The sequence below is a fragment of the Frigoribacterium sp. Leaf164 genome, from assembly GCF_001423665.1.
Classification (GTDB): Bacteria; Actinomycetota; Actinomycetes; order Actinomycetales; family Microbacteriaceae; genus Frigoribacterium; species Frigoribacterium endophyticum.
In genome coordinates, this window is record NZ_LMOX01000001.1 from 883,289 (window position 1) to 903,217 (window position 19,929).

Sequence of the window (19,929 nt, forward strand, 5' to 3'; positions counted from 1 at the left end):
CCCCTCCCCGCCCCGCACACGACGGAGCCCCCCTCGACCAGGTCGAGGGGGGCTCCGTCGTGTGCGGCGTGCGCTCAGCGGCGCAGCTTCAGCCAGACCACGCCGAGCGGCGGCAGGACGACGTCCGCCGAGGCCGGGCGGCCCGCCCAGGGGGCGTCCGTCGCTGTGACGGCGCCGAAGTTGCCGACGCCCGAGCCGCCGTAGACCGTCGCGTCGGTGTTGAGGATCTCGTCCCAGGTGCCGGCCTCCGGCAGGCCCAGGCGCATGGTCTGCGGCACGCCCGAGAAGTTCGCGAGCACCGCGACCGACTCGCCCTGCCCCGACTTGCGGAGGAAGGCCACGACGCTCTGCTGCGCCGCGCCGCCGTCGATCCACTCGAAGCCCTCGACGTCGAAGTCGTGGGCCCAGAGGGCGCTCTCGCGGCGGTAGACGGCGTTGAGCTCGCTGACGAGGTCGAACACCTGCTGGTGCTCGGGGCGCTCGAGCACCGACCAGTCGAGGCCGTTCTCCTGGCTCCACTCGGTGGGCTGCCCGTACTCGGAGCCCATGAAGAGCAGTTGCTTGCCGGGGTGGCCCCACATGTAGGCGAGGTAGGCGCGGAGGTTCGCGCGCTTCTGCCACTCGTCGCCGGGCATCTTCTCGAAGAGCGAGCCCTTGCCGTAGACGACCTCGTCGTGCGAGATCGGCAGCATGAAGTTCTCGCTCCACGCGTAGTGGAACGAGAAGGTGATCTCGCCGTGGTGGTACGAGCGGTAGGCCGGGTCCTTCTCGACGTAGTCGAGGGTGTCGTGCATCCAGCCCATGTTCCACTTCAGGCCGAAGCCGAGGCCGCCCTCGCTCGTCGGGCGCGAGACGCCGGGCCAGCTGGTGGACTCCTCCGCGATCATGACGATGCCGGGGTGGCGCTTGTAGGCCGTCGCGTTCGCCTCCTGGAGGAAGGAGATGGCCTCGGTGGCCTCGCGGCCGCCGTGCTCGTTCGGCAGCCACTCGCCGTCGTTGCGGCTGTAGTCGAGGTAGAGCATCGAGGCGACCGCGTCGACGCGGAGGCCGTCGATGTGGAACTCCTCGAGCCAGTAGAGGGCGTTCGCGACGAGGAAGTTGCGCACCTGCGAGTCTCCGAAGTTGAAGACCAGCGTGCCCCAGTCGGGCTGCTCGCCGCGACGCGGGTCGGAGTGCTCGTAGACGCTGCGGCCGTCGAAGTTGCCGAGGGCCCACTCGTCCTTCGGGAAGTGCCCGGGCACCCAGTCCATGATCACGCCGACGCCCGCCTGGTGCAGGCGGTCGATCAGGTAGCGCAGGTCGTCGGGGGAGCCGTAGGTGCTCTGCGGCGCGTAGTAGCCGGTGACCTGGTAGCCCCACGAGCCGCCGAACGGGTGCTGCGCGAGCGGCATGAACTCGACGTGCGTGAAGCCGAGCGCGGTGACGTAGTCGACCAGCGGGTCGGCCAGCTCGCGGTAGCTCAGGCCCGGGCGCCACGAGCCGACGTGCAGCTCGTAGACGCTCATCGGGCCCTGGTGCTGGTCGGTCGCGGCGCGCTGCGTCATCCAGTCGTCGTCCGACCAGGCGTGCGCGGCCTTCGTGATGACGGAGGCGGTGGCCGGCGGCACCTCGGAGCGGCGGGCCATCGGGTCGGCACGGTCCACCCAGGCGCCGTCGGGCGTGAGGATCTCGTACTTGTACGCACCGTCGACGACGCCGGGCACGAAGAGCTCCCAGATGCCGTTGCCGTCGAGCTTGCGCATCGCGTGGCGGGCGGCGTCCCAGCCGTTCAGGTCGCCCTTCACGCGGACGGCGTCGGCGTGGGGCGCCCAGACCGCGAAGGAGGTGCCGCGCACGCCCTCGTGCTCGCGCACGTGGCTGCCCAGCATCTTCCAGAGCTGCTCGTGGCGGCCCTCGCCGAAGAGGTAGAGGTCGAACTCGGTGACCGTGGGGGAGAAGCGGTAGGGGTCGTCGGCGACCCAGGGCGAGCCGCCGTCGTAGGTGGCGGTGACCTCGTAGCCGCCGAGCGGCGCGCGGGCGGCGCCCTGCCAGAGGCCGTGCACGAGGTGCTCGAGGGCGACGACCTCGCCGGAGGCGCCGGTGACGGTGACCGTCTCGGCGAGGGGCCGCACGACGCGGACGACGGTGACCCCGTCGCGCACGTGCTCGCCGAGGATCGCGTGCGGGTGGCCGTGGCGGCCCTCGACGGCGGCGAGGACCTCGTTCTCGTCCAGGACGGGGACGGCGGCGGCCGGGGTCGACTCGTCGACGCGGACGTCGGGCGGGGTCGGGTCCTCGGGGGCGGCGGTGGCGGGCTCGGGCTCGGGCTCGACGATGGGCTCGGGCTCGACGGCGACGGGCTCGGCGGGGTGCTCCGCGACGGGCTCGACGACGGGCTCGGGCTCGACGACGGGGTCGCGCTCCGGCTCCGGCTCGACCGCGGCCGGCTCCGGCGTGGCGACGGGCTCGGCGGGCTGCGCCGCGACGGGCTCGACCGCAGCGGGCTCGGCCGCGACGGGCTCGACCGCGGCGGGCTCGGCCGCCGGGGCCGTCCCCGGCGCGATGATCTCGTCGAACGACGGGCGGGCCGTCTCGGGCTCGGGGGCGGCGGGCTGCGCGGCGGCGCCGCGCCCGGGCTCCTCGGGCTGGGGCTTCGGGTGGCGGAAGATGCTCATCGGGGTGCTCCTCAGGGGGCGCGGTTCAGGTCGACCGACAGCACGTGCACGGGCTCCGTGAAGGCGTCGAGTCGGACGTAGTTGTCGTCGGACCAGGTCCACTGCTGGCCGGTGATCAGGTCGCGCACCGTGTACGTGCCGCCCGGGCGCAGCCCGAACTTCGTCACGTCGAGGTGCACGGTCGTCTCGCGGGCCGAGTGGGGGTCGACGTTGGCGACGACGATGATCGCGTCGGCGCGGCCGCTGCGGGTGTGGGCGCGGCTGAGGTACTTCGAGTACACGAGGATCGCGTCGTCGTCGCTCGAGTGGACGTCGAGGTTGCGGAGCTGACGCAGGGCCGGGTGCGACGACCTGATGCGGTTCAGCTGCGTGAGGTACGGAGCGAGGCTGGCCCCCGCCTCCTCGGCAGCCTGCCAGTCACGCGGCTTGTACTCGTACTTCTCGTTGTCGATGTTCTCCTCGCTGCCCGGGCGGGCGACGTCCTCGAACAGCTCGTAGCCCGAGTAGACGCCCCAGGTCGGCGAGGCCGTCGCGGCGATCGCGGCGCGCACCTTGTAGGCCGCGCGGCCGCCGTACTGGAGGTACGGCGTGAGGATGTCGTGGGTGTTGACGAAGAGGTTCGGGCGCAGCCAGCCGCTCGTCTCCTTCGACAGCTCGGTGAGGTACTCCTCGAGCTCCCACTTCTCGTTGCGCCAGGTGAAGTACGTGTACGACTGGTGGAAGCCGACCTGGGCGAGGGCCTGCATCATGGCGGGCTTGGTGAACGCCTCCGACAGGAAGACGACCTCGGGGTTCGTCTCGCGGATCTCGTGCAGCAGCCACTCCCAGAAGCGCACCGGCTTCGTGTGGGGGTTGTCGACGCGGAAGATCGTGACGCCGAGCTCGATCCACCAGCGCACGATGCGGAGGATCTCGCGGCTGATGCCCTCGTAGTCGTCGTCGAAGTTCAGGGGGTAGATGTCCTGGTACTTCTTCGGCGGGTTCTCGGCGTAGGCGATCGTGCCGTCGGGCAGCTGCGTGAACCACTCCGGGTGCTCGGTGACCCAGGGGTGGTCGGGCGAGCACTGCAGCGCCAGGTCGAGCGCGAGCTCGAGGCCGGTGTTGCGGGCGGTCTCGACGAACCAGCGGAAGTCGGCGACGGTGCCGAGGTCGGGGTGGATCGCGTCGTGCCCGCCGTCGGCCGAGCCGATGGCGTAGGGCGACCCGGGGTCGTTCGGCCCCGCGGTCAGGGTGTTGTTCGGGCCCTTGCGGAAGGTCGTGCCGATGGGGTGCACCGGCGGGATGTAGACGACGTCGAAGCCCATCCGCGAGATCGCGGGGAGGCGGCGGGCGGCGGTGCGGAAGGTGCCGCTCTTCCAGGTGCCGTCGGCCTGCTTCTTCGCGCCCTCGCTGCGGGGGAAGAACTCGTACCAGCTGCCCAGGCCGGCGCGGCTGCGCTCGACGCGGAGGGCCTCGGGCTCGCTGCGGGTGCGCAGGCTGCCGAGCGGGCGGGCCGCGAAGACGGCGGCGAGCCGGGGGTCGGTGGCCACGCGGAGGCGCGCGCCGGGGGTGAGCGACGTGTTGCCGAGCGCCTTGGCCGCGTCGGCCACGAGCGGGGTGTCGGGGTAGTCGCCCGCGGCGGCGGCCAGCAGGCGGCTGCCGAGGGTGAAGGTCACCTCGACGTCCAGCTCGGCCGGCACCTTGATCTCGGCGGTGTGCAGCCAGGTGGCCCAGTCGTCGGTGTAGCCCTCGACCTGCCAGGTCCAGTCGCCCTCGACCTCGAGCTGCACCTCCGTCGTCCAGCGGTCGGTGCCGGGGAGGCCCGCGACCATCGGGTGCCGGGTCTCGACGCCCTCCGGGTCGGTGAGCACGAGGTCGGCGCCGACGACGTCGTGCCCCTCGCGGAAGACGGTCGCGCCGAAGGGCACGACCTCGCCGCTGAAGGCCTTGGTCGGGAAGACCCGGTCGGGGGTGGTCGGGGAGAGCGCCGTGACGGGGATCCGCCCGACTCTGGGTTCGTAAGCAGCCACGGAGGCGACGCTACCCGGTATCGGGGGCAGCCGCTCCGGTGCGTCCCGCCGCGTGCGCGCCGCGGACGACGAGGAGGCGCGGTCGGCGCCCCGGAGCGGGCACGGGCGCCGAGGTGGACGGGTCCGTCCCCCGAACTGGGTCCATGCGCGTGCATCGGAAATGCTTGTCCGCACTTAGGGGGACCAGTAGTGTCGGATCCGTCGAGAAGGCCAGCCCGCCTCGGAGCCTGAACCCTCCTGAGAGCCCGGCGCCCTCGACGCCTCGCACCACGAGGTGAACCGCACACGCGTCGTCCACCCGGCCCCCGGTCAGCCATGCCCGGGGCGGGCGGCGCCGTGCCGACGCGCGACGGAGCGTGCCCGGACCTAGCCCGAGCTGGTCCGGTCCGCACCGTCGACCGCCGGAGGGGAACCCGATCCCTTCCGGCGGGACGCGTGCGGCGGGCGCAGCGTGCTGCTCCCCAGGGTGCGGCGCCTCAGCCGGCCGGCGTCAGCACGAGGGCCACCACGACGCCCACGACGGCCACGTTCAGCACGATGGTGAGCACGAACGAGCGGCGGAACGACGCCTTGCGCGTCTTGTGCCGCAGCGTCCGCTGCGCGACGAGCGCCCCGGGCCAGCCGCCGACGAGGCCGAGGGCCAGCAGCGTCCGCTCCGGCACCCGCCTGGTGCGTCGCCGGGCCGCCCGCTTGTCGAGCGCGTAGACGACGACGGTCACCGCGTTCAGCACGAGCAGCGCCGCCCCGAGGGCGAGCAGCGCGGCGGTGCCGAGCGACGCGTCGGAGAACAGCAGGGCCACGCTCAGTCCCGCGCGACGGGCAGCAGCTGGGCGCCCGTGGCGCGCACGAGGTCGGCGGGGGCGATCTCGATGTCGAACCCGCGCCTCCCCCCGCTGACGAAGACGGTCTCGAAGGAGGCGGCGCTCGCGTCGACGACGGTCGCCAGCGCCGTGCGCTGGCCCACCGGGCTGATGCCGCCCACCACGTAGCCCGTGCGCCGCTCGGCGACGGCGGGGTCGGCGAGCGAGGCCTTCCGGGCGCCGACGGCGGCCGCGAGGGCCTTGAGGTCGAGGCGCCGGGAGACGGGCACGACGGCGACGACGAGGGTGCCCTGCGCGTCGGCGACGAGCGTCTTGAACACGCGCTCCTCCGAGAGGCCGAGCTCGGCGGCGGCCTCCTCGCCGAAGTTCGTCGCCGTGTCGTGGTGCTCGTAGGTGTGCGCCGTGAACGGGACCCCCGCGGCCAGGAGCGCGACGGTGGCGGGCGTGCCCGGCCCGCCCGCGCCTCCCGCGGGCTTCCGGGTCACGCGCTCTCCTCCGCCGTCGCGGGGCGGGCGCGGTAGATGATCACGGTCGGGCCGGAGACGAGCACCTCGTCGCCGGGCGCGACCGGGTGGAGGTCGGCGGAGTCGTCGCTCGTCCAGAGCGGCTCGTAGCCCTCGACGCCCTCGTGCCGGGCGACCGTCACGGCGGTGCTCGTCTCGGCGCCGTGCACGAGCACCAGCACCGCGTTCGGCGCCTCGTGCTCGGGCGTGGAGCGCGCGAAGTACTGCAGCGTGCGGACGTGCGGGTCGTTCCACTCGTCGGGGTGCATCTCGGCGCCCGAGGCCGAGAACCAGTCGATCTCGTTGGCGCTGAGGGTGCAGGCGCCCTCGAGGCCGAAGCGGGTCGGCCGCAGCGCCGGGTTCTCGGCGCGGACGCGGGTCAGGGCCACCACGTCGTCGGTGATGCCCTGCTGCCAGGGCTGCGTCGCCCAGTCGACCCAGGTCAGCTCGCTGTCGGTGCAGTAGCCGTTGTTGTTGCCGCGCTGCGACCGACCGCGCTCGTCGCCGGCGGTGAGCATCGGCACGCCCGACGAGACGAAGAGTGTCGCGAGCAGGTTGCGCATCGAGCGGCGCCTCGCGTCGCTGATCCACGGGTTGTCGCTGTGGCCCTCGACGCCGTGGTTGAACGAGCGGTTGTCGTCGGTGCCGTCGCGGTTCTGCTCGCCGTTGCTGAGGTTGTGCTTGGCGTCGTACGAGACGAGGTCGAGCAGCGTGAAGCCGTCGTGCGCGGTGACGAAGTTGAGACCGGCCAGCGGGCCGCGGTCGTATGCGAAGACGTTGCTCGACCCGCTCAATTTCGAGGCGAAGCTGCCGAGGCCGGTGGGCGGGGTGCCCTGGGCACGGGCGGCGGCGACGTCGGTCAGCCAGAAGTCGCGGGCGCGGTTGCGGAAGCGGTCGTTCCACTCGATCCAGCCCGGGGGGAAGGCGCCCGTCTGCCAGCCGCCGAGGCCGACGTCCCAGGGCTCGGCGACCATCTTGACGCCGGCGAGGGCCGGGTCGGTGACGATCTCGTGCAGCAGGGGGTGCTCGGGGTCGAAGGCGTGGTCGGCGCCGCGCCCGAGGGTGGCGGCGAGGTCGAAGCGGAACCCGTCGATCTGCATCTCGGTGGCCCAGTAGCGCAGGCTGTCCATGACGAGCCGGTGCGCGGCGGGGTGGCTGGTGTCGAGCGAGTTGCCGCAGCCGGTCACGTCGACCGGGCGGCCCTCGGCGTCGTGCCGGTAGTACGCGGAGCCGTCGAGCCCGCGGAGGCTCGTCACCGGCCCGCCCTCCTCGCCCTCCTCGGCCGTGTGGTTGTAGACGACGTCGAGCCAGACCTCGATGCCCGCCTCGTGCAGCAGTCGGACCATGCCCTTGAACTCGCGGACCACGGCGGAGGCGCCCGCCAGCTGGGCGTCGCGGCTCGCGTACGCCGCGTGGGGCGCGAAGAACGAGAGCGTGTTGTAGCCCCAGTAGTTCTCGATGCCCTGCGCGACGAGGCGCTGCTCGTCGACGTGCTGGTGCACGGGCAGCAGCTGCACCGCGGTCACGCCGAGCTGCTTCAGGTGCGCGATGGTCGTGTCGGCCGCGAGGCCGGCGTAGGTGCCGCGCAGCTCGTCGGGCACGAAGGGGGCGAGCCGCGTGAGGCCCCGCACGTGCGCCTCGTAGACGACGACGCGGTCGAGCGGGGTGCGCGGCTTCTCGACGCCGCCCCAGTCGAACGACTCGTCGACGACGGTGGCCCGCCACTCGCCGCGGCCGGTGCGGCCGAGGCCGCGCGCCCACGGGTCGAGCAGGGGGAGCTCGGGGTCGAAGACGGCGCCGCCCCGGGTCTCGCCGACGGCGCGCAGCCAGTAGCGGCGGCCCGGGGTGAGGGCGTGGTCGGTGGCGCTCCAGACGTCGTGCTCGTCGCGGGTCATCGGCACGACGCGGTCGTGGGGCGCGTCGTCGACGACGAGCTCCAGCCGGGTCGCCGCGGCGGACCACACGCGGAGGGTCGGGCCCTCGGGGCCCACGCGCACACCGAGGTCGGAGAGGGGATCGGCGTCAGGCACGGGACTTACAGTAGATCAGCGGCGGAGCGCCCCCCGAGAGGCGGGAGCGCCGATCCGGGCCGCCCGACGGCCCGTCGCCCGACGGGGCGTCGCACCGACGACCGTCGCACCGACGACCGTCGCACCGAGAGCAGGAGGAGCCGGGCATGAGCGTCTACCTCGACCACGCCGCCACCACGCCCCTGCACCCGGCCGCGCTCGCGGCGTACACGGCGGCGCTCGGCACCGTCGGCAACCCGTCGTCCATCCACTCCGCCGGCCAGGGCGCGAAGCGGCTGCTCGAGGAGTCCCGCGAGCGCGTCGCGGCGACCCTGGGCTGCGACCCGATCGAGGTGGTCTTCACCTCCGGGGGCACCGAGTCCGTCAACCTCGGGGTGAAGGGCCTCTGGTGGGCGCGGCAGTCCGACCGGCCGCGCCCGCGACTCCTCGTGCCCGGCGGGGAGCACCACGCCACCGTCGACACCGTCGAGTGGCTCGAGCGCTACGAGGGCGCCGTCGTCACGACGATCCCGCTCGACGAGCTCGGCCGCATGCGCCTCGACGCGCTCGCCGCGGCGCTCGACGAGCACGACGACGTGGCGCTCGTCACGCTGCTCTGGGCCAACAACGAGGTCGGCACTATGCAGCCGGTCGACGAGGTCGTCGCGCTCGCCGCGGCCCACGGGGTGCCCGTGCACTGCGACGCGGTCGCCGCTTACGGCCAGGTGCCGATCGACTTCCGGTCGACGGGGCTCGCCGCCCTGAGCGTCAGCGCCCACAAGATCGGCGGGCCGATCGGCATCGGTGCGCTCGTGCTGGCGCGCTCGGCGACCGTGGTGCCGCTGATCCACGGCGGCGGGCAGCAGCGGCAGGTGCGGTCGGGCACGCAGGACGCCCCGGCCGCCGCCGCGTTCGCCGTCGCGGCTGAGCAGCCGCACCAGCCGTACGAGCCCCTGCGCGACCGGCTCGTCGAGGGCGTGCGGCGCGCCGTGCCGGGCGCGGTGCTGCGGGGCGACCCGGTCGACCGGCTGCCCGGCAACGCGCACTTCACCTTCCCCGGGTGCGAGGGCGACTCGCTGCTCTTCCTGCTGGACGCCGCCGGCGTGGCCGTGTCGACGGGGTCGGCGTGCCAGGCAGGCATCCCCGAGCCGTCGCACGTGCTGCTCTCGATGGGGCTCACGGCCGAGGAGGCGCGGGGCGCGCTCCGCATGACCGTCGGGCACACGAGCACCGACGCCGACGTCGACGCGCTGCTCGCGGCGCTGCCGGAGGCCGTCGCCCGCGCGACCCGCGCCGGCTACGCCGACCGCGCCCCCGCCCTCGGCGCCCGCTAGTGCGACCTCGCGCGTCCAGGTGACTCTTCCCGGGGCCTCGCGGGCGCCGAGGGCCCAGGAAGGGTCATCTCGCTGCGCGGGGTGGATGTGAGTCATCCCCGGGTGACGTTTCTTGGGGGCTCGCGGAGCTCTCGGCCCCAGGACGAGTCACCTCGATGCGCGCGAGCGTCATCCCTCCCCAGGGCCGAGGAGGCGCGGGTCGTCCCGAGAGCGTCGGCTGCGGTCGGTGGGGCGGCCCACGGCCCGGCACGCTCCTGGCATGCGACCGCGCCCCCTGCCCTCCGAGCTGACGTCCCGCCCCTTCTCGGTGGCCGAGGCGCTCGAGGTCGGGCTGCGTTACGACAGGCTCCGCGCGGGCGACCTCCGAGCGCCGCACCGGGGAGCACGGTCGGCCCGGCAGGCGGTCGACCTGCGCGGCCGGTGCGAGGAGTTCGCCCCGCTCCTCCGTCGGCACGAGCACTTCGCCCACGTCACGGCGCTCGGCCTCTGGGGGCTCCCCCTGCCGAGGTGGCTCGAGGAGTCGCGACACCTGCACGTCTCCGACCCTGTCGCGCGGCAGCGGCGACGCCCGGGCGTGGTCGGGCACCGCTACTCGGCAGCGTCGTCGCACAGCCTGGACGGCCTGCCCGTGGCCGAGCCGCTGGAGGCCCTCGTCCAGGCGGCGGCGGACGTGCCCGTCGACACGCTCGTCGCCCTCGGCGACGCGCTGGTGGGCGGGTGGTCGCCGCACCCGCGGGCGCGGCTGCTGCCCGTCGCGGACCTGCAGGAGGCCGCGTCCCGAGCCCACGGCCGGCCCGGCGCGCGGTCGCTCCGGCGCGCGGTCTCGCTCGTCCGGGCGGGAGTCGACTCTCCTCGAGAGACCGCGCTGCGACTCCTCGTGGTCCGGTCCGGGCTGCCCGAGCCGGAGGTCAACGTGCGGCGCTTCGCCGCCGACGGCTCGTACCTCGGCAAGCCGGACCTCAGCTGGGCCTCGCCGCGCGTGGCCCTCGAGTTCCAGGGCGACCACCACCGCGAGGACCGCGACACCTGGCGCTACGACCTCCGCCGCCGTGAGGGCTTCGAGGACGACGGCTGGCGGGTGGTGCTCGTCAGCGACGACGACCTGCACGGGGCGGAGGCCCGGGCGCTCGTCGCCCGCCTCGCTCGCCTGTTGAGGCGGTGACGGCCATCGAGGTGCCGGTTCCTGGGCCCTGCTCCGTGTCGAGGGCCCAGGAAGGGGCACCTCGACGGCTGACGGTCGACACTGGGGGCATGCAGATCTACTCGTCGTCGCCCGTGGTCCGTGCCCGGCAGGTGGCGGGCGACCTCGTCGCCGTGGGGCTCGTCGTCGTCTTCGTCGTGGTGGGCGTCGCCATCGCGCAGTTCATCGCCGGGTTCGCCGACCTCGGCCGACAGCTCGAGGAGGCGGGGGCCGGCTTCCAGGGAGCGATGCAGGACGCCTCGCGCACCCTGGGCGACCTGCCGCTCGTCGGGGGCGCGGCCAGCGCGCCGTTCGACGGGGCGAGCGGGGCGGGCGGCTCCCTCGCCGACGCGGGCCGCCAGCAGCAGGAGGGCGTGGCCCGCGCCTCCCTCGTGGCGGGCCTCGTCGTCGCCGGCGTGCCGAGCGTCGTCGTGCTGTGGGTGTGGCTGCGCGGGCGCGTCGGGTTCGTGCGCCGCGCCTCCTCGACCCGGTCGCTGCTCGCGACGCCCGGTGGTGAGGAGCTGCTCGCGCTGCGCGCCCTCACCGGCCGTGACGCCCGCGCGGCGCTCGCCGTGTCGCCCGACCCGGTCGCCGACTGGCGCGCGGGGGAGCCCGCCGTGGTGCGGGCCCTCGCCGACGTCGCCCTGCGCGAGGCGGGCGTGGCCCGCGCCCGGCGCTGAGTCGTACCCGGCGAGCCCGGCAGACCCAGCGGGCCCGGCAGACCCAGCGGGCCCGGCAGGCCCCGCACGCCCCTCGCACCCCGGGCCGGTAAGCTCGGGCACCATGATCGCACTGGACTTCTCTGAGCAGATTGCCGCCCTCCGGGCCACGTTCGAGGACATCCGTGCGGTGATCGGTCAGGACCGCCTCGTCGCCGAGATCGCGCAGCTCAGCGAGCAGGCCTCCGCCCCCGACCTGTGGGACGACACGGAGAACGCGCAGAAGGTCACCAGCGCCCTCAGCCACCGCCAGTCCGAGCTCGAGAAGCTCGAGACCACCGAGCAGCGGCTCGACGACCTCGAGGTGCTCGTCGAGATGGCCAACGACGGCGACGACCAGGAGAGCGCCGACGAGGCGCAGGTCGAGCTGAAGGCGCTCCAGAAGATGATGGACACCCTCGAGGTGCAGACCCTCCTCGACGGCGAGTACGACCCGCGCCCCGCCGTCATCACGATCCGCGCCGGAGCCGGCGGCGTCGACGCCGCCGACTTCGCCGAGATGCTGCTGCGCATGTACCTCCGCTACGCCGAGAAGCACGGCATGTCGGCCACCGTGATGGACACCAGCTACGCCGAGGAGGCGGGCATCAAGAGCGCCACCTTCGAGATCGACGCGCCCTACGCCTTCGGCACGCTGAGCGTCGAGGCCGGCACGCACCGCCTCGTGCGCATGAGCCCCTTCGGCGCCGCCGGCAAGCGCCAGACGAGCTTCGCCGCCGTCGAGGTGATCCCGCTCATGGAAGAGACCGAGTCGATCGACATCCCCGAGAACGAGATCCGCGTCGACGTGTTCCGCTCGTCGGGCCCCGGCGGCCAGAGCGTCAACACGACCGACTCGGCCGTGCGCCTGACCCACATCCCCACCGGCACGGTCGTCTCGATGCAGAACGAGAAGAGCCAGATCCAGAACCGCGCCGCCGCCATGCGCGTGCTGCAGTCGCGCCTCCTCCTGCTCCAGAAGGAGGCGGAGAACGCGAAGAAGAAGGAGCTCGCCGGCACCATCACGGCCAGCTGGGGCGACCAGATCCGCAGCTACGTCCTCGCGCCGTACCAGATGGTGAAGGACCTGAGGAGCGAGCACGAGGTCAACAACCCGTCGAACGTCTTCGACGGCGACCTCGACGGCTTCATCTCGGCGGGCATCCGCTGGCGCAAGCGCGACGACAGCTGAGCCCGGGCGACCGCTGAGCCGCGACGACAGCTGAGCCCGGGCGACCGCNTGCGACCGCTGAGCCGGGCGGCGACGTCCGCGTCTGCGCGACGGGCGTCGCGCTGCGGGGCCGACCCGCGACTCCTGCCTGTCAGCGGATCCATAGCCGCCGCGGGCGGGGCGGCGCAGCGAGTCGCTGCCTGGATGGGCGCGGCCTCGGCTTAGGGTGATCCCCGTCATGATCCGATTCGATGAAGTCACCAAGGTCTATTCCGGCAACCCCCGGCCTGCGCTGAACTCGGTCACCCTCGAGATCCTCAAGGGCGAGTTCGTCTTCCTCGTCGGGGCGAGCGGCTCCGGCAAGTCCAGCTTCCTGCGCCTCGTGCTGAAGGAGGAGAAGCCGAGCACCGGCCAGATCCACGTCCTCGGCCAGAAGCTCAGCACGCTGTCGAGCCGCAAGGTGCCGTACTTCCGCCGCAACCTCGGCGTCGTCTTCCAGGACTTCCGCCTGCTGCCGCAGAAGAGCGTGTTCGACAACGTCGCGTTCAGCCTGCAGGTGATCGGCAAGAGCAAGGGCTTCATCCAGGAGGCGGTGCCCGACGTGCTCAAGATGGTGGGCCTCGTGGGCAAGCAGCAGCGCCTGCCGCACGAGCTCTCGGGCGGTGAGCAGCAGCGCGTCGCGATCGCGCGCGCCATCGTCAACAAGCCGTCCATCCTGCTGGCCGACGAGCCGACGGGAAACCTCGACCCCTCGACCAGCGCGGGCATCATGACCCTCCTCGAGCGCATCAACGCCGGCGGCACGACCGTGATCATGGCCACGCACGACGCCGGCATCGTCGACCAGATGCAGCGCCGCGTGATCGAGCTGTCGGGCGGCAACATCCTCCGCGACGAGCGCCAGGGCGGCTACCAGACCCAGGCGGTGCCCATCCAGGCGATCGGGGTCGAGGACTTGAGCACGAGGGGAGCGGACGCATGAGGCTCGGACTCGTCCTCAGCGAGGTCGGCAGCGGCCTGCGCCGCAACGCCTCGATGGTCATCTCGGTCGTGCTCGTCACGTTCATCTCGCTGACCTTCGTCGGCACCGCCGCCCTGCTGCAGCTGCAGATCAACCAGATGAAGGGGTACTGGTACGACAAGGCCCAGGTGGCCGTCTACCTCTGCACCGACACCGACACGACCGGCAACTGCACGGGCGCCAAGGCGACGCAGGACCAGATCGACGGCGTCGAGGCGCAGCTCTCGAGCGACGTGCTGGCGCCCTTCGTCGATCGCTCGTACTTCGAGACGCAGCAGGAGGCCTACGACCGCTTCACGACGCAGTTCGCCGACAGCCCGGCGACCGAGTTCGTGCAGCCGTCGTACCTCAACGAGACCTTCTGGGTGAACCTCAAGGACCCGACCCAGTCGGACGTCCTCACCGAGAGCCTCTCGAGCCTCGCCGGCGTGCAGAGCGTCGTCGACCAGCGCGGCTACCTCGACCCGATCTTCTCGGTGCTGAACGCCGCGAGCTACACCGCGATCGGCATCGCGGTGCTGATGCTGATCGCGGCCGTGCTGCTGATCGCCACGACGATCCGCCTCAGCGCGTTCAGCCGACGGCGAGAGCTCGGCATCATGCGGCTGGTGGGGGCCTCGAACCGGTTCATCCAGACGCCGTTCATCCTCGAGGGCGTGATCGCCGCCCTGCTCGGGTCGGTGCTCGCCGGCGGGGCCCTGATCGCGATCGTCAACTTCTTCGTCAAGGGCTACCTCGTCGAGAACTTCGCGTCGACGCCGTTCATCGGCCTGCAGGAGACGGCGATCGTCGTGCCCCTCGTGGTCGTGATCGGCATCCTGCTCGCGGCGCTGTCGGCCAACGTCGCCATCCGTCGGTACCTGAAGGTCTAGGGCGCGAGGGCCTGGGGGAGGCGTGGTGCCGGTCTGACCGGCACCGCGCCTCCCTCAGGTCTGAGCCTGTATGCTGACAGGCTGCCTGCACCAGGCAGCACCACCCATGACGACCAGGAGACAGCGTGGCGAAAGAGCGCGGTGAGAAGGTCGTGGCCACCAACCGCCGGGCGCGCCACGACTACACGATCGACGACACCTACGAGGCCGGCATCGTGCTGAGCGGCACCGAGGTGAAGTCGCTGCGGCAGGGGCGGGCGTCGCTCGTCGACGGCTACGCCTTCGTCGAGGGCGGGGAGGCCTGGCTCGACGCCGTGCACATCCCCGAGTACACCGAGGGCACGTGGAACAACCACGCGCCGCGGCGCAAGCGCAAGCTGCTGCTGCACAAGCAGCAGATCGTCAAGATCGGGCAGAAGACGAAGGAGGGCGGGTTCACCGTCATCCCGCTCAAGATCTACTTCAGCGACGGCCGGGCGAAGGTCGAGATCGCGGTCGCCAAGGGCAAGCGCGAGTACGACAAGCGGCAGACCCTGCGCGAGCGCACGGCGACCCGCGAGGCGGAGTCGGCGATGTCGGCCCGTAAGCACCTCGGCGAGTAGCCGAACGGGCCCCCAGGGCCTACACTGGAAGGCCGCGCGGGAACGCGCGGAACGGTTCTCCCGACAACAGCACAGAGTGTGACAACGGCCCCTCACGGGGATGATCGGTTTCGACATCGCCTGTGTGCGAACGAGAAGCGGGCCGAGGATCCAGGGTTATCTCGTAAACGATCTCTGGAAAACAATAAGTGCCAATAACAAGCGCACTGACTTCGCTCTCGCTGCGTAAGCAGTAGAGCCACATGAAGTCCGTCAGTCTGGTGACCGCCTTCTAACCAGTCCCTGACGTCATCTAGAGGGCTCGCTGCGTGACTACGCCTGGGGGTCACGCGGGACTTGCACTCGGGCTGGGCCCGTCGACCTAGAAGCCAGTAGCAAAGGTCGGGGCCGAGCAGAACGTCTCATCTGGCTACGCCCGTAGAATGCGTGCAATCTCAGCGATGGACGGGGGTTCAATTCCCCCCATCTCCACCACCGGCCGCTGTCACACTCCGTGCTCGTCCCGCCCCGTGCCTCGGCACCGGCGGGCGGGTGGCCCCCGAAGCCCCCTCGACCTCTCCGGTCGAGGGGGCTTCGTCGTGCGGGCAGCTGCGGCCCGTCGGTGCTGGCGCACCACGTCCTCGCCCGCGCACCACGCCGCTGCGTGGTTCCGGTGCGACGACGTGGTTCCGGTGCGAGGACGTGGTGCGTGGTGGAGGCCGCGGGGGCGGGGGAGTCGCGGGCGGGGCTGGGTGCCGACCCGCGCCTCCCCGGGGGCTGGGGCCGCACGCCGAAGCCCCCTCCGCTGCTGGGGCGGAGGGGGCTCGGGTGCTGCGGTGTGGCGGGTGCTGCTAGTCCTGCTGCGCGTCGACCGTGCTCAGCTGAGCACGGCGACGACGGGCCGCGAGGACGAGGCCGGCTCCGGCCAGCGTGAGGGCGGCGCCGAGGCCGATCACGAGGCTGGAGTCGTCAGAACCGGTGAACGCCAGGCTGCCGGCGGCACGCACGGGCGTGGCCGAGGTGCCGGCGGGGGTGATCGGCGTGGCAGCGGCGACGCGGAACTCCACGACGTTGGAGGGCTCGGAGATCAGCGGGAAGCCGTCGGCGTCGAGGGTGGGCTCGCCGTTCGCGTCAGCGAAGAACGAGATGGCGACGACGGAGTACTCGCCCGGCTTGACCATGCGGACGGTCGAGCTCCAGGTGCCGTCGGCGGCCACGACGATGACCGAGTCGGTGATGGCGTCCTCGAGGGGGCCGGACGATGCCGGCGCCTCGTCGGTCGGGTACAGCAGGAAGGCGATGTTGGCGCCGGGGGTGCCGGTGCCGCTGATCGTGACGTCCTGGCCGACGACGACCTGGGCGGGGACGGGCGAGGTGATGACCGGCGCCGCGGGGGCGACGGCGTCGGGGGTCACCGCGGCCGCGGGGAGGTTGAAGCTGCGCGTGACGTCGCCGGAGCCCGAGGCCCCGGTGACCTGGGTCACTCGGACGCTCTGGGCCACCTCGGCGTCGTCGGCGAAGACGACGGTGGTCGACCAGGTGCCGTCGGAGCCGACGACGGTCTGCGCGCCGACGCGCTCACCGGTGATGGGGTCGAGCACGTTGACGGACGAGCTAGCGGTGCCGGTGCCCGAGAAAGTGACGGTGCGCGACGCGACGGTCGAGCCCTCCACCGGGGTGGCGACGACGAGCGTCTGGCCGGTGGGGAGGGCGAAGGTGACGCTGGCGGCACCGGTGCCGGCACCACCGGAGACCTGGTTGATGTTGACGGTCTGCTCACGCGCCTCGGTCTCGGCGTACGTGTAGTCGGCGCTCCAGGCGCCGTTCACCACGACGAGGGCGGTGGGGACGAGACGGGTGCCGTCGGTGCGCAGGACGTTGACGGTCGAGCCGTCGTTGCCGGTGCCCGAGAAGGTGACGGTGCGCGACCCCTGCTGGCCGGCGGTCGGCGAGGTGACCGAGAAGGTCTGGGCCGGTGCGACGGCGGGCAGGTTGAAGGCGCGGGTGATCGGCTGGTCGAAGCCGCTCAGACCGACGAGGCCGTCGACGAAGATGCTCTGCGAGACCGGCACCGTGTCGGCGTAGGTCGGCAGGGTCGCCGTGAAGGCGCCGCTGGTGCGGTCCGTCGTCGTCTGGACGAGACGCGTCGCGCGCGTCGAGTCGCTGAAGATGTTGATGACTGCCCCGGGGACAGCCGAGCCCGTGACGGTGACGGTGCGCGACGTCGTGGTAGCGCCCTCAGCCGGGCTGTCGATGACGAGGTTGCCGGGAGCGGCGGAGGCGGCGGTGGAGGTCAGCAGGACCCCGCCGAGGGCGAGCGTCAACGCTGCCGGGACGGCGAGCGCACGGCGCCAGGAGAACTTGTTCTTCACGTGGTATTGGTGCTTTCTGATCGGTGTTCGAGCTTCATCGCTCGTCGCCCTGGCCCAGCACCGGGAAGACTTGCACAGGGGCAGTCGGTGATCGCCCCCTCTCGGGACGCTATGCGACAGCTGTGCCCCTGCCTAGGAGCTGTGCGCTTCCCGGCCAGGTGATCCTGCGGAGGCGGCGGTCACCCTCCAGGTGGAAGCTCGCCCGGACCGGGTGGTTCGGCCCGTGACCAGGACGAGCTGGCGCAGGCTCCGCTAGCGCGGGGTGCTGGCCGTGGCCGAGGACGACCCCGTGGTCGTGGGGTCTGTCTCGACGGCGGGCAGCGTGATGTCCACGACGTCCGCGTCGAGGAACCCGTCCTCCTTGATCGCGTCGATGTAGAGGCCCTGGCGCTCGGGGGCGTCGTCGGCGTACTCGACGACGGTCGAGAACGTCCCGTCGATCACCTTGGTGCTGCCGAGGAGGATCGCGTTCGAGTGAGCGTCGTAGATGCGGACGATCGCGTCGTCGGTGCCCGTGCCCGACACGACGACCGACCGGGTGGCTGAGTCGGAGCCGTTCGTCGGCGTCGTCACGATCAGGCTCTCTTCGCCGGTGGACGCCGGGAGCAGGGTGAGCAAGGCGCCGCCGGTCGCGAGCGCGGCGACGGCGGTCACGGCGAGGATGGGGCGCCAGGGGAGGGACATCGTCACGGGGTCGGCTCTCTCGGGGATGTCGGGCATCATGCGCCCACTTCGCGCTCAGGGCAAGGGCTGGCGAGACGTTCCGGTACAGCATCTCGATACCCGAGAGTATCGGAAAAGGACGGGTCTGTTCGCTCGCTGTCCTCCAGGCGAACTTGGTCGCACCCCCAGAAGAGGGGGTCAGAGCCCGGTCGGGTCAGACGGGCCAGGTGGCGGCCACGGCCAGGCCGTTGAAGGCCACGTGCGCGATGACCGCCCCGCCGATGCGTCCCGTCCGCGCCGCGAGCGTCCCGACGAGGAGGCCGAAGATCGTGGTGCTGACGAGGGTGACGAGGAGCCCCGCGGGGGAGAAGCTCCCGACGAGAGCGTGCAGGAGCGCGAAGACGAGCGACGTCGTGATGACGGCCATGACCGCGGCCCCCCGGGCGTCGAGTCGTGTCGGCGTCGAGAGCAGCCTCGCCGTCGAGCGCTGCAGCAACCCCCGGAAGAAGACCTCCTCCACGACGGGCGCGAGCAGCACCCGTGCGAGCACGGTCGCGACCAGCACGCCGGCGGCGGGCCCGCCGTCGATGGTCGGGACGGGCTCGAGGCCCGTGCTGCCGACGACGACGAGGTTGACCACGGCGTCGAGCACGCGGGCGATGAGGCCGATGCCGACGCCCCACAGGAGGTCGAGGGGGCGGAGGCGCAGGCCGAGTCGTCGCAGCGCGCCCGCCCGCCCGAGACCGAGGGTCGCGAAGACGACCGCCGCCAGCAGCGGCACCCAGATGACGAGGTACGACACGACGACCGAGACGAGCGGCGGCACCCCGGGGGAGCGCAGGAGCAGGTCACCGACGACGTCCGACGCGATGACGACCGCCGCGAGGGCCAGGGCAGCGTAGAGGACGTCCCACGCGGCGGACCGCTCGCGGACGTGCTCGGCGGGGTCGAGGTCGCGACGTGTCATGAGGTCAAACTACGACGGTCCGCGCGTCCTGGATGTCCGGGACGACCTCGTAGTACCGGTCGGTATGGATAGGTTTAGCCCATGCAGACGCAGAAGCGAGCCCTCATCACGGGTGTCACGGGCCAGGACGGCATGTACCTGAGCCGCCTCCTCATCTCCAAGGGCTACGAGGTCTTCGGCCTCGTCCGGGGGCAGAACAACCCCAAGATCCCCCTCCTCCGCGAGTTCGCCCCTGAGGTCACCGTCCTCACGGGGGACCTCCTCGACCAGTCGAGCCTGCTCCGAGCCCTCAAGTCGTCGGCTCCCGACGAGGTCTACAACCTCGGTGCCATCTCCTTCGTGGCCTACTCGTGGGAGAACGCGCAGCTCACGAGCCAGGTGACGGGCCTGGGCGTGCTCAACATGCTCGAGGCCATCCGGCTCTACGCCGGCGACGACGCCCCGAAGATCCGCTTCTACCAGGCGTCGAGCTCCGAGATGTTCGGTCGCGTCCAGGAGGTCCCGCAGCGCGAGACCACGCTTCTCTGGCCTCGGTCGCCCTACGGCGTCGCGAAGGTCTACGGGCACTACATGACCATCAACTATCGCGAGTCCTACGGCATGCACGCCTCCTCAGGCGTCTTGTTCAACCACGAGTCGCCCCTCCGCGGCCCCGAGTTCGTCACCCGCAAGATCAGCCTCGCGGTCGCCCGCATCGCTCAGGGGAAGCAGGAGTTCCTCGAGCTCGGCAACCTCGACGCGAAGCGTGACTGGGGCTTCGCCGGAGACTACGTCGAGGCGATGTGGCTGATGCTGCAGCAGGACACCGCCGACGACTACGTCATCTCGACGGGCGCCACGCAGTCGGTCCGCGAGTACCTGAACGTGGCCTTCTCCCACGTCGGCATCGACGACTGGTCAGGCCTCGTGCGCCAGAACCCCGACTTCCTCCGTCCCGCCGAGGTCGATCTCCTCATCGGTGACTCGGCGAAGGCGCGCGAGGCACTCGGCTGGTCGCCGAAGGTCGACTTCCCGACGCTGGTCACGATGATGGTCGACGCCGACATGGAGCGCGTCACGAACGGCACCGCGTGA

16 protein-coding genes and 1 other RNA gene are annotated in these 19,929 nt (G+C 72.1%); 9 read left to right on the forward strand and 8 right to left on the reverse strand.

The window, feature by feature from the left end:
* Window positions 1-74 precede the first annotated feature (74 nt).
* From glgB to glgX, 5 genes are all read right to left on the reverse strand, one after another.
* Window positions 75-2,654 (reverse strand): 1,4-alpha-glucan branching protein GlgB, encoded by a 2,580-nt coding sequence (gene glgB / locus ASF82_RS03985; protein ID WP_156369906.1) that lies wholly within the window; start codon window positions 2,652-2,654, stop codon window positions 75-77.
* 11 nt (window positions 2,655-2,665) lie between these two features.
* Window positions 2,666-4,663 carry an alpha-1,4-glucan--maltose-1-phosphate maltosyltransferase gene (locus ASF82_RS03990; protein ID WP_082514295.1) on the reverse strand — a complete coding sequence of 666 codons (1,998 nt, stop codon included), beginning with the start codon at window positions 4,661-4,663 and terminating at the stop codon, window positions 2,666-2,668.
* A 476-nt stretch (window positions 4,664-5,139) separates the two neighbouring features.
* A complete protein-coding gene (locus ASF82_RS03995) occupies window positions 5,140-5,463 on the reverse strand; it encodes a DUF1294 domain-containing protein (protein WP_200931962.1) in 324 nt (107 codons plus the stop codon).
* A 2-nt stretch (window positions 5,464-5,465) separates the two neighbouring features.
* On the reverse strand, window positions 5,466-5,969 hold the full coding sequence (gene ybaK / locus ASF82_RS04000) for a Cys-tRNA(Pro) deacylase (protein WP_056053644.1): 504 nt from the start codon (window positions 5,967-5,969) through the stop codon (window positions 5,466-5,468).
* Window positions 5,966-8,017, reverse strand: a complete 2,052-nt coding sequence (gene glgX / locus ASF82_RS04005; protein WP_056053647.1) for a glycogen debranching protein GlgX — start codon at window positions 8,015-8,017, stop codon at window positions 5,966-5,968. Before glgX ends, ybaK begins: the two co-directional genes overlap by 4 nt.
* Before the next feature lie 146 nt (window positions 8,018-8,163).
* Between glgX and ASF82_RS04010 the strand changes: the two genes are divergently transcribed.
* The 8 genes from ASF82_RS04010 (at window position 8,164) to ssrA (ending at window position 15,348) form a co-directional block, all read left to right on the forward strand.
* Window positions 8,164-9,330, forward strand: coding sequence for a cysteine desulfurase family protein (locus tag ASF82_RS04010; protein ID WP_056053650.1), 1,167 nt, complete (start codon window positions 8,164-8,166; stop codon window positions 9,328-9,330).
* Window positions 9,331-9,589: 259 nt separating this feature from the next.
* On the forward strand, window positions 9,590-10,492 hold the full coding sequence (locus ASF82_RS04015) for a hypothetical protein (RefSeq protein ID WP_056053651.1): 903 nt from the start codon (window positions 9,590-9,592) through the stop codon (window positions 10,490-10,492).
* An 89-nt stretch (window positions 10,493-10,581) separates the two neighbouring features.
* Window positions 10,582-11,190 carry a hypothetical protein gene (locus ASF82_RS04020; protein WP_056053654.1) on the forward strand — a complete coding sequence of 203 codons (609 nt, stop codon included), beginning with the start codon at window positions 10,582-10,584 and terminating at the stop codon, window positions 11,188-11,190.
* A 103-nt stretch (window positions 11,191-11,293) separates the two neighbouring features.
* Window positions 11,294-12,400 carry a peptide chain release factor 2 gene (prfB, locus tag ASF82_RS04025; RefSeq protein WP_056053657.1) on the forward strand — a complete coding sequence of 369 codons (1,107 nt, stop codon included), beginning with the start codon at window positions 11,294-11,296 and terminating at the stop codon, window positions 12,398-12,400.
* Between the two features lie 217 nt (window positions 12,401-12,617).
* On the forward strand, window positions 12,618-13,361 hold the full coding sequence (gene ftsE, locus ASF82_RS04030; protein WP_056055785.1) for a cell division ATP-binding protein FtsE: 744 nt from the start codon (window positions 12,618-12,620) through the stop codon (window positions 13,359-13,361).
* On the forward strand, window positions 13,358-14,272 hold the full coding sequence (gene ftsX, locus ASF82_RS04035) for a permease-like cell division protein FtsX (RefSeq protein WP_056053660.1): 915 nt from the start codon (window positions 13,358-13,360) through the stop codon (window positions 14,270-14,272). The genes ftsE and ftsX overlap by 4 nt, the downstream gene beginning before the upstream one ends.
* A 125-nt stretch (window positions 14,273-14,397) precedes the next feature.
* Window positions 14,398-14,874, forward strand: a complete 477-nt coding sequence (gene smpB, locus ASF82_RS04040) for an SsrA-binding protein SmpB (RefSeq protein WP_056053663.1) — start codon at window positions 14,398-14,400, stop codon at window positions 14,872-14,874.
* Window positions 14,875-14,970: 96 nt separating this feature from the next.
* Window positions 14,971-15,348, forward strand: a transfer-messenger RNA (tmRNA) gene (ssrA, locus tag ASF82_RS15135).
* Window positions 15,349-15,704: 356 nt separating this feature from the next.
* On the opposite strand, the gene ASF82_RS04045 is transcribed toward ssrA, so the two are convergent.
* The 3 genes from ASF82_RS04045 to ASF82_RS04055 form a co-directional block, all read right to left on the reverse strand.
* Entirely contained in the window at window positions 15,705-17,225 is a 1,521-nt protein-coding gene (locus ASF82_RS04045) for a hypothetical protein (protein ID WP_056053666.1), read from the reverse strand.
* A 252-nt stretch (window positions 17,226-17,477) separates the two neighbouring features.
* A complete protein-coding gene (locus tag ASF82_RS04050) occupies window positions 17,478-17,915 on the reverse strand; it encodes a hypothetical protein (RefSeq protein ID WP_156369907.1) in 438 nt (145 codons plus the stop codon).
* A gap of 187 nt (window positions 17,916-18,102) precedes the next feature.
* A complete protein-coding gene (locus ASF82_RS04055; RefSeq protein ID WP_056053673.1) occupies window positions 18,103-18,855 on the reverse strand; it encodes a CPBP family intramembrane glutamic endopeptidase in 753 nt (250 codons plus the stop codon).
* A gap of 81 nt (window positions 18,856-18,936) precedes the next feature.
* Between ASF82_RS04055 and ASF82_RS04060 the strand changes: the two genes are divergently transcribed.
* A complete protein-coding gene (locus ASF82_RS04060; protein WP_056053676.1) occupies window positions 18,937-19,929 on the forward strand; it encodes a GDP-mannose 4,6-dehydratase in 993 nt (330 codons plus the stop codon).